This is a genomic window from Natronospirillum sp. (genome assembly GCF_022565775.1).
GTDB lineage: Bacteria > Pseudomonadota > Gammaproteobacteria > Pseudomonadales > Natronospirillaceae > Natronospirillum.
The window spans coordinates 1-10,696 of sequence record NZ_JAIUMC010000104.1 but is presented as its reverse complement, the minus strand read 5'-3'; the positions used below and the strand labels follow the sequence as shown (position 1 = coordinate 10,696).

Genomic DNA, 10,696 nt, shown 5'->3' with positions numbered 1-10,696 from the left:
CGCTCTTCCGAGCGCGCCACCTGCGCCTGGTTGCGCAGTATATTGTTCAGAGAACCCAGGTTCATCTGATAGGAAGAAATACGATCACTCATCAGCGGAATGCCCCCAGCAGTGAAGTAAAGATATCCTGTGCCACCTTGATCATCTGGGCACTGGCATTGTAGCCCTGCTCGAAACGCAGCATGCGGGCTGCTTCTTCATCCAGATTGACACCCGACACCTGTTGAATGCGGTCTTCAGTTTGCTCTTTGGACACCTTGGCAGCGTCCGTATTGATCTGCGCCTGTCGAGTACGCACCCCGATCTGCTCGGCCAGTTGCGCGTAGGCTTCGGTAAAGTTCATGCCGCCGTCCTGCTGGTTGAGCAGCTTGTCGCCTTGGAAATCCAGCATTTGATCCGCATTGCGGTTGTCCCCACTGGGATCCCGGTTGAAGTCGATCTCGAACCGGTCACCGGCTTCCGGCCGGCCATCTATCTGAAACTGATAACCCAGGAACGTCGACAGGGCTTCCGGCTGGCCGGGAAAGAGGTTTCCGCGGTCCGGCTCGGTGCGCATGCGAATACCATCGTCCATCACCACATCCACGGTACCGCCCATGGTCAGTTTTTCACTGTCCGCATCGGGCTGGCCTTCCATCTTCATCAGCACCTTGAAGCTGATCTCGCCACGCTCATCAATGTTGACCTGCACCCGGCCCGGCGCATCGCGGCCGTTCAGCCAAGGGTCATCACGCTTGATGCGCTCTTGACTGATCAGTTCCTGCTCGATCTTCTGCGCAATGGCATCACGCATGCTGTCGGCATCTTCATAGTTTTCGGTCAGCTCTATGGAGGCCTGTTCTCCATAAGGTGTGGTGAACTCATAGGTGTAGGGCCCGCGTTCCGAGAAATCAAACCCTCTACTTTCAGTCAGTAGCCCGCGGGTATCCGACCCGGTGCTACTCAGGCGCACCTGCTGACCATTGCTGACCTCGAACGAGTCCGGCCTGGAACCGGCGTCTCCGGTGATGCCGTTGCCGCGCAATTCGATCTGGATGTCATCGCCGTTTTCAGCCAGGATGCGCAGCGAATCGCCGTCGCTGCGTGCCGTGATGCCGGCCTCCTGCAGCTCCCAACTGTTGTTGATTCGGTTGGCCAGGAAGTCCGGGGTGATGACATCCGGCACGTCCCGGATATAGCCTTCCTGAAAAACCTGCTGGTTTTCCCCCAGCTCATCACCGGGGATAGTCAGATCAAAACCGTTGATAAAGACTTCCACCGGATCTGGGGCTGTATCGCTTGGCCGCGCGCTGCGGAAATTGGTCAGTTCCACTTCTGTAAAGGCTCGTGCGTTGACGCCCGGCACACCGCTCAATTGTGAGGCGACTTCCCGGGCACTGGCGCCCTTGTCGGTAGAAACCCGCTCCAACAGCCTGGGCCGACCCTCGTCGTCGAAGGTTTCAAAGGTAATGCGTTCCGGGTTGAAGTCGTTGTCCGGCCAGAAATCCGGCTGATCTGCCGATTGCAGGTAGGGCACGGTGGGCAACCAGCCACTGTAGCTGGTGACCTGGGTTTCGCCGGGGCGATCAGACAGCAGGTCATTGCCCACACCCGGGGTAAAGGGCAGATAGCGCTGTGGTGGTTCCAGGTTGCGCGGTCGCAACGGATCCGAGTTGTCGAGCAACGAATAGGTCGTCTCCGATTCGAACACTACCAGCAGGGGCGGCGACAGTTCGCCGGGCACTTCAAAAGCCGGCTGATTGACGTCCAGTATTTCACCCTGATTGATCCGACCCGAGCCCTGATTGGCCAAGCTGCCATCACCGGTAATCGGTGCGGCAAAGGCCAGCTCCGCCGGTCGGGTCAGTACCTGATTGAAGTCGGCGGAAGCCTGTCGGGTAGGCTGCAGCAGGAAGCGGTCTCGGTCACGGAATTCGCCGGCCGTCAGGCGCAGCTCAAGACCGTCGAACTCCACCGACTCGGGGCGATCACCGGTCAGGGCGCCCGATTTGACTACGGTATCGTCGTCCAGGCGCACAATCTCATAGCCGAAGTCGAGCGGGCCGGTCATGCGCAGCTCATAATCACTGGTGCTCAGGGCCCCGATATCCCTGATATACAGCTCGGCACTGGCCGACTGCGGCCGACTGTTGTTGCTGTTCGCCTGCACCCGGCTCTGCGCCACCCGTTCAGCATTGAAATCGTTGAACAGGTTGTCGCCAAACCGGCCTTCGAGGTCGATGCCCCGTGCCTGCTGTGCGTTGAATGATTCGCTGATACCTATGGCGAGTCGGCCCAGGCTGTTCATGGTGCTGTTCAGGCTGGTGTCACGAAACTCCAGCATGCCCCCCAGCGTGCCGCCACTGATCCGATCAGTGATGTTGGCGCGCTGGTTGGCGCCCATGAAATAGACATCCGTACGCCGCGCATCCGTTTCACTGGTTGCGGCCTGCAAGCGCCGTGATTCGAAGGCAGACACCAGAGCCTGACCATTGCCGATGAAGATATCCAGCCCCCGGCCGGTATCCACGACATCCAGATCGATGATCTCGGACAGTTCCCGCACCAGCTCATCCCGCTTGTCGAGCAGGTCATTGGGCGGGCGCAGGCCGTCCTTGCGGCTGCGCGCATTGATTTCCTCATTGAGGTCGGCAATGCTGGCGGCCAGGCTGTTGATATCGGAGACATTGGCAGACACTGCCTTGTTGATCGCCTCATTCTGGTCGTTCAGACGGTCCTGAACCACATTGAAACGATCCTGCAGTGACTTGGCCGTGCCGAGAAACGCTTCCCGTCCCGGTATGAATCCGGGGTCCTCTGCAGCTGTCTGCAGGGCCGAGAAAAACTCGTTCAGAGCGCCATTGATGCCGGTGCGCTCATCTCCGACCAGCTTGTTGACCTGTTCGATATTGTCGCGGAACGACTCATAGCCCTTGAACACCTGGGTATCGGTACGCAACTGCTCGATGGAAAACTGGTCGACCAGCCGGCGGATGGTGTCCACATTGACGCCGGTGCCCTGATAACCATAGCCCTTGTCGATGGAGAGGGCCGAGCTGAGCACCACTTCCTGACGGGAATAGCCGGGGGTGTTGGCATTGGAGATATTGTTACCAATGACATTGAGATGCCGTTGATAGGCATTGATCCCGGTGATGGCGGTATTGAGCAGACTCATGGCACGTCAGGCCCCCTGATCCCCATTATTGGCCAGCCTCGGCCACCGGCCGGCTGCTGGCCATCTGTCCCTGCATCCAGGGACTGTTGGCAATACGATTGATCTTGTCGGCGTAGGCCGGGTCGGTGGCATAGCCGGCGTCCTGCAGCGCCGTGACCCAGGATTCTCCATCCTGCGCGACAGCCAGAGCATCGGCATAACGCGGACTGTTCTGCAGAAAGGCGACATAGTCGGAGAAGCTTTCACTGAAGCTCTCATAAGCCCGGAAGTCTGCTTCCACGTTGACCGGCCGGCCCTGCAGATACTCCCGAGTGGTGACCCGGGCACTGTCTCCTGACCAGCGCTGATCCGCCTTGATATTGAACAGATTGTAGGAGCTGTCACCAGAGCGCTGACCGATCACATGCTGACCCCAGCCGGTTTCCAGAGCCGCCTGAGCCAGTATGTAGCGCGGGTCGGCATCAAGCGCCTCCGCGGCTTCTTCCGCCAGCGGCCACAGGGTGTTGACGAACTGATCCGGAGTGGTGAATTCAGGGCGTTTGTCCGCCGTATCAACCTGCCCGCTGCCGACGGCACCGGTCACACTCAAGTCATCGGTGCTGCTCCGGCCGGACAGGTCGTCCTCCCGCTCAGGCCGGGGCCGGCCGATATGAGAGGGCAGAATCGGCCGCCCGGTGTTATCAAGCGGCAACAGATCCGGCACGGAATTGCCGTTGGGTCGGTCGGGATTCTTGGACAACTGCTGGTACAGCATCTCGCCCAGACCCAATCCACCCTGCCGGCTCATTTCCTGAATCAGCTGCTCGTCATGCATTTCCTGATAGAACTCGGTGTACTGCGTATTGAGGAAGGAGTCTTCATTCAGCGAGCGCGTGGCATCGCGCATGCTCTTCATGATCAGCTGCATGAACATGGACTCGAACTGCAGCGCCACCTGTTTCAAGGCCGCATCTTCGTCCTGCTCGGCCAGACGCTTGATGTTCTGCAGACCCTGCACGTCGTTGTAGACAAACGACCTCTGGGTGCTCAGATCAGGCGTGCTGAAAGCGGATGTTGGCAGTGACATGGTGGCCTCTACAGTAAACTGATTCCGATAGTCTCTGGTATGATATTGCAGGCATCGTGCCAACCTGTTCCGATACTGAAGGGGCCCGGCGGCCCCTTTTCATCAGATCACGATCAGCTCGGCATTCAGGGCACCGGCCTGCTGCATGGCTTCAAGAATGGCCATCAGATCGCCAGGCGCTGCGCCAATCCCGTTGACCGCATTGACCAGGTCTTCCAGAGTTACTGTGTCACCGACGAGGAACATGCGGTTGTCGTCTTCTTCCACATCAATGTCGGCATCCGGCACTACCACCGTCTCGCCATCGGTAAAGGGTTCCGGCTGTGAAACCTGCAAGGTGTTGTCGATGGTGACGGTCAGGTTGCCGTGGGTAACGGCGACCTCGGAGATGGTCACATGCTTGCCCACCACTATGGTGCCGGTGCGCGCATTGACGATCACCTGAGCACGAGCATCACCAGCGGCCACCTGAATGTTTTCCAGCACCGACAGATAGGACACCCGCTGATTGGCATCGCGCGGCGCTGTTACGCGCACACTGCCGCCATCCAGTGCGTAGGCACTGTCCGGCCCCAGCAGGTCATTGATTGCCTCGGCCATGCGGGTGGCGGTGGTAAAGTCAGCCCGGTTCAGATGAAAGGTCAGATAGTCACTGTTATTGAAGCCGGTTTCCACTTCACGCTCTACAATGGCCCCGTTTGGAATACGACCGGCACTGGGCACATTGACAGTAACGCTGGAGCCATCAGCACCTTCAACACCAAACCCGCCCACCAGCAGATTGCCCTGCGCCACCGCATAGGTGTTGCCATCAGGCCCGTTGAGAGGCGTCATCAGCAGACTGCCACCACGCAGGCTGTCGGCATTGCCCAGTGAGGACACAGTCACGTCAATGGACTGGCCGGGACGGGAAAATGCGGGCAGTGAGGCGTGCACCGAGACCGCCGCCACATTGCGCAGCCGGGGGTCTGTGCCTTCGGGGATGGTGATCCCGAACTGGCCCATCATGTTGCGGAAGGTCTGGTTGGTGAAGGGGGCCCGGTCACCGGAACCGTCCAGACCGACCACCAGACCATAGCCTACCAACTGGTTCTCACGCACCCCGGCCACGGAGGCCAGATCCTTGATGCGCTGTGTCTGTTGCGCCATTGCCTGGGTCGACAGCATCAACGCCAAGGCAAGGCTTATCACGATAATCGGTATCGAACGTTTCATGTCGAGTCCTCCGCACCGCAGGCTCAGAATGGGAACAAGGGGCTGTTGAACACACGGGTCAACCAGCCTTGTCGCGTGGAATCGGCCAGTTCGCCGGTGCCACTGTAAGCAATGCGGGCATCGGCCAGCTTGCTCGAATCTATGGTATTGTCGAGGTTGATGTCTTCGGGTCGGATCAACCCGGTCACCCGCAAGTATTCTTCTCCGCGTGTCAGCGTGATCCACTTTTCACCCCGCACCCGCAGCACGCCATTGGGCAGTACCTCGGAGACGGTCACACTCACCGCACCTTCAAGGCGATTGCTCTGGTTGGCCGTGCCGCTGCCATTGAAGCTGCGATCGCCATTGATCTGGGCGGACAGCGGGTTGTTCAGTATGGCCAGATCATTGCCGCCGATCTGCGGTGTCTGCAAGTCGACATTGGACTGGCGGCTGGAGTTGGTCTGGGTCGACTTCTGCGACACGGTGCGTTCGTCGAGCATGACCGTGATCACATCGCCCACCCGGTGGGCATTCTTGTCGCCAAACAGGGCAATACCATAGCCCTGAGCATAGATGGAGCCATTGGTCGGCGGCGGCGGTGCGATGGACTCGCTGGGCACCGGCGCAAAGTCGGGCTCGTCCGGGCGCTCGTCGAGCCGGAACTCACCAGTGCTGGTGCAGCCCGCCAGCACCACCAGAGCGGATAACAACAGTGCTGATTTGTGAGTGTTCATGAGGTTGTCCTCTGCTTGGTAGTTGACAGTACATGGTCGACAGTCGACAGAAGGAGCGGATCTGCAGCGCTGAACAGGCTGTGCATTCACTGTCTACTGTCATCTGTCTACCGTCTACTATCTGCCAATTACATATTCTGCGTTATCGCACCCAGCATCTGATCCGAGGTGCTGACCACCTTCGAATTCATCTCATAGGCACGCTGTGTCGAAATCATGTCGACCATTTCTTCCACGATCGCCACATTGGAGGTTTCGAGGGCGCCCTGAATAATGGCCCCGAAGCCGTCAATGGCTGGAATCCCCGCCTCCGGTGGCCCTGAAGCCGCGGTTTCCCGGAACAGGTTGTTGCCCACAGCTTCCAGGCCGGCCGGATTGATGAAGTCGATCACTTCGATCTGACCGATTTCCACCGGATCACGGTCGCCGGCAAAGGTCGCAGTCACAATGCCGTCTTCGCCAATGGTTACGCTATTGGCCTGTTCGGGGACGATGATACCCGGGTCCAGAAGATGGCCGTTGGCGGTTACGATTTCACCGTCCGCATTGATGTGGAAGGTGCCGTCCCGGGTATAGGCGAAGTCGCCATCCGGCGTGAGAATGGGGAAGAAACCCCGCCCGTTGATGGCCAGATCCAGCGGATTCTCCGTGACCTCAAGGTCACCCTGGGTGAATTCCTTCTGGGTGCCGACAATACGCACCCCGGTACCCAGTTGCAGACCGGAGGGCAGTTGCGCATTTTCCGCATTCTGTGCGCCGGGCTGGCGTTGTATCTGATAGATCAGGTCCTGAAACACCGCGCGGTCTTTCTTGAACCCGGTGGTACTGACGTTGGCCAGGTTGTTCGAGATGGTCGACAGGTTCTTGTCCTGAGCCTCCAACCCGGTTTTGCTGACCCAAAGTGCTTTCATCATGGCAGTGCTCTCCCGTGCCCGAGTGGGGCGACGTTATCTGTTCAGTCCCATCAACTCAGCCGCAACAGGCTGGTGGAGGATTCCGTCATTCGTTCCGATGATTTCATCATCTTGATCTGCATTTCGAACTGGCGACTCAGCGATAGAATGCCCATCAATTCCTGTACCGCGCTGACATTGGAACCTTCGCGGTAACCCGACAGCACCTGGACAATGGGGTCATTGGGTAGCACCGGTTCGCCCTCTTCGGGGCGAAACAGGCCATCTGTGCCCTTCTGCATGTTCTGCAGATCCGGGTTCACCAGTTTGAGCGCGTCGATTTCCAGAAACTCTTCAGCTCCGGCACCCAGTGGCCGGATGCCGATGACGCCGTCTTCACCGATATTGATGCGTTCGAACTCCGGCAGCACCAATGGGCCACCCTCGCCCATCACCTGCAGGCCGTCACCGTTGATCACTTCTCCGGCCGGTGTCACTGACAGGTCACCGCGTCGGGTGTAGGCTTCTTCGCCGTTCTGATCAACGACGGCAAAGAAGCCATTACCGGCAATGGCCACATCCAGGTCACGGCCGGTTGAAATCATCGGGCCGTCATTGAAATCGGTCGCCGGCCGCTCGGTCATGCTATAGGCCCGGGACGGATAAAATTCGCCAAAGACCGGCATCGCCCGTGCCTGCTGCCAGTCGGCCCTGAAGCCGGTGGTATCCACGTTGGCCAGGTTGTTGGAGTGTGACGCCTGAGCCAGCGTATTGTGCTTGGCTCCGGTCATGGCGATGTAGAGTGCTCGATCCATGGTCGTCCTCGTATCAGTCGTGAGCTGCAGGGCGCCGGGTCTGGCGCCTGCTGCCGTGGATGTCTGAACAAGGTATTGCGAGGATCGTGCCAATATCAGCACAAAGAAAAACCGCCCGGGACGGGCGGTTTGAGGGTGTTGCCACTTAGCGGAGCGGCAAGAGCGGCAAGGCATTTGCCGATAGCGGCAAGTGCCCTGCCGCTGGAGGCTGGCTTCGGGGTCAACGCGGCGTGTCGACGTCCGATGCCAGCCTCAGCGGAGCCCTTAACGCAGATTGATGATCGTCTGCGTCACGGCGTTCGTGGTTTCAATGGTCTTGGCACTGGCCTGATAATTGCGCTGCGCAATGATCAGGTTCACCAGTTGTTCCGACAGGTCCACATTGGAGTCTTCCAGTGAGGCTGAACGGATGTTCCCCAATACCCCGGTACCCGCTGTACTCACGGTGACACTGCCCGAAGCGGAGGTCTCCAGCCACTCGGTGAAGCCTGAAGGTTCCAGGCCTTCCGGGTTGCGGAAGTTGGCTATGGCCACCTGCCCCAGCAACTGGTTTTCACCATTGGTGTAGCGGGCGAAGATATTGCCTTCGTCATCCACTTCCAGATCACGCAGACGACCCGAGGCATAACCATCCTGCTGGAAGTCGTTGCGGGCAAAGGAACCGCCATACTGGGTCGTATTGCGGAAACTGATCTCGAAGTTGGACGTGGTATTGGGCTGCTGCAGCGGCAGTCGACCCCCTTCCGCCGTGTTTTGCGGCGCATAGGCACCGGTAGGCTGACCTTCATCGTTGCGTGGTATCCAGTTCGACACCAGCCAGTCTCCTGACGCCTCGCGATCAAGCGTACCATCAGGGCGGAAGAACATGCTGAAACTGGACCGGGTCGGCTCCTGGTTTTCCGGGAACGGCAGATCCGGATCCGGGTCGCCGATGTCCTGACCGTCGATCTGGGCAAAGACGGTCCACGAGTTGAGGTCCTGCGGCCGATCCGGGTCATCAGGGTCTTTCACGAAGTAGAGTTCCAACTGATGCGGTGTGCCCAGAGAGTCATAGACCGTGATGGACGCCCGTTCGTTGTAGGTGTCCGAATCCTGGGGATCAAACTCATTGATCACGAAGTCTTCGAAGTCATCGCTGGTCAAGCCATTGAAGAGGCCGGTCACCCTGGGATCGGGCTGACGCATGCTGACGCCTTCATTGAGGATGATCTCGACCACACCCCCAACGCGTGCCGCCATCTCGGCATCGTCGCTGCCCCCCAGGGTAATCGGTGCTGTATTGGGCTGGCCGATCAGAGTCAGACGGTCTGCGGTGCGCGGCGTATCAATCTCCACCTGGATATCCGCCCCGGCTGCCGAGCGCAGATTCAGGTTGCCATCGTCATCCAGTGACGCGGTGATGCCGCGCAGCGTGGTCTGCTGATAGCCGTTAATCTCTTCCACCATGCCCTGGAAGGAGTTGGCTTCGATGATCTGACCATTGATCAGAATGTTCATGTCACCGGCGTTTCGGTAGTCTTCCGCACGGAATGTCAGATCTGTCGTTGCAGAGGCCTGAACACCCGGCTGATCAGTCAGACGGCTGGCGATCTGGGCTGCCGACAGGTTGGCTTCCAGCGTCACGGTGCGGGTCTCGCCGTCTGCATCTTCCAGCAGGAATGTCTGCTCCGGATAACCATTGGACACCTGGGGCTCACCCAGCTCGAGCAGTTCATTGTTGAACCGGTCTACCTGCAGCAGGGCATTGATCTCCGCCAGAGTGATGTCTTCGCCCGGTGCACGTACATCCGAGATGCTGATCTGTGAGGGCTCGCCATCCTGAGTGGCCACAAACTCGAGTTGCTTGGTGCCATCGTCATTGGTGACCACCTGCGCCCGAACTCCGATGAAGTCCTCTTCCGGCACATCCGCCAGTTCACGATTGATGGCCTGTGCCAGTTGCTCGATACTGCGGATATTCTCATCGAGTTCGATCACCACAGATCCGGAGCGATTCTCGTCATCAGGTTCGGGGACCACCAGGTTGACCCGGAAAGACGTTCTCCGGTCCACCGGATCAATCGGCTCCGGCTCGTTTTGCGAGGTGTGCCCGATGGCCTCCAAGGCGGCTGAATTGCCGGTGACTTCAAGTTCATTGGGGAAGCCACCCACTTCGGTGAGCCGGAAGCCGATACGGTCGTTGATCTGATAGGCTTCCACCTTGCCGAACAGTGCGGCACTGGAATTGATCTGCTGGTTGATGGCCGCGATGACTGCTTCGGTATTATCGTACTCATCGGCGGGGATCAGGATGGTGCCAGAACCCGGATTTTCGCCACCCACCGAAATCTCTATCTCGTTGTTGGCCGGCTGATCGGAGGATCCCAGTACCTGGGTAGGCTGCGGATTGCTGCTGGACGTCAGCCCCAGATTGTTGGCTGTGATCGCATCGGTACTGCCATTATCGTTCACCACAATGGGGTTGGAACTGTTGCTTGTGTTGGTGAAGCGCAGGCGATTGGACGAGTCCAGATCTGCGGTGATTCGACCATTGAGCGTGGCCGAGGCGTTGATCTGGGCATTGATGGCAGAGGCCAGATCTGACGGGTTGGTAAATCCGCCAGGAGGTACATTGACGGTGACATTGCCCACGGTGTTACCCGTTTGCAGGGTCATCCGCAATTCTCCGGTCCCATCGCCCACCGGGCTGGTCAGGTTCAGTGACCCGGTCAGTCTCGTCGGTGACCCGATGATCAGATTGTTGAACTCAAGTCCCGTATTGTCATTACCGATTACGCGGACCGGCGTGCCCTCGATCGAGGTCAGGTCGATGGAGCCACCATCTGCAAAAAGAC

The 10,696-nt window shown here is 58.8% G+C and carries 7 protein-coding genes; all 7 read right to left on the bottom strand.

The features are described 5' to 3' along the window. Nucleotides 1-91: 91 nt before the first annotated feature. Complete coding sequence (flgK, locus tag LAT62_RS14435) at nt 92-3,157, bottom strand: flagellar hook-associated protein FlgK (protein WP_293385449.1); 3,066 nt, start codon at nt 3,155-3,157, stop codon at nt 92-94. Nucleotides 3,158-3,182: 25 nt separating this feature from the next. Beyond that, the gene (gene flgJ, locus LAT62_RS14430; RefSeq protein ID WP_293385445.1) at nt 3,183-4,223 is read right to left on the bottom strand and encodes a flagellar assembly peptidoglycan hydrolase FlgJ; all 1,041 of its coding nucleotides are present in this window, start codon (nt 4,221-4,223) and stop codon (nt 3,183-3,185) included. Nucleotides 4,224-4,325: 102 nt separating this feature from the next. Then, a complete protein-coding gene (locus tag LAT62_RS14425; RefSeq protein ID WP_293385441.1) occupies nt 4,326-5,438 on the bottom strand; it encodes a flagellar basal body P-ring protein FlgI in 1,113 nt (370 codons plus the stop codon). A 23-nt stretch (nt 5,439-5,461) separates the two neighbouring features. Then, nucleotides 5,462-6,154 (bottom strand): flagellar basal body L-ring protein FlgH, encoded by a 693-nt coding sequence (gene flgH / locus LAT62_RS14420; RefSeq protein ID WP_293385438.1) that lies wholly within the window; start codon nt 6,152-6,154, stop codon nt 5,462-5,464. A 128-nt stretch (nt 6,155-6,282) separates the two neighbouring features. Then, nucleotides 6,283-7,068, bottom strand: coding sequence for a flagellar basal-body rod protein FlgG (gene flgG, locus LAT62_RS14415; RefSeq protein WP_293385435.1), 786 nt, complete (start codon nt 7,066-7,068; stop codon nt 6,283-6,285). A 50-nt stretch (nt 7,069-7,118) separates the two neighbouring features. Then, the gene (locus tag LAT62_RS14410) at nt 7,119-7,862 is read right to left on the bottom strand and encodes a flagellar basal body rod protein FlgF (protein WP_293385432.1); all 744 of its coding nucleotides are present in this window, start codon (nt 7,860-7,862) and stop codon (nt 7,119-7,121) included. 264 nt (nt 7,863-8,126) lie between these two features. Next, nucleotides 8,127-10,696 (bottom strand): flagellar hook-basal body complex protein (locus LAT62_RS14405; protein ID WP_293385429.1); only part of this gene is annotated, 2,570 nt, incomplete at its 5' end.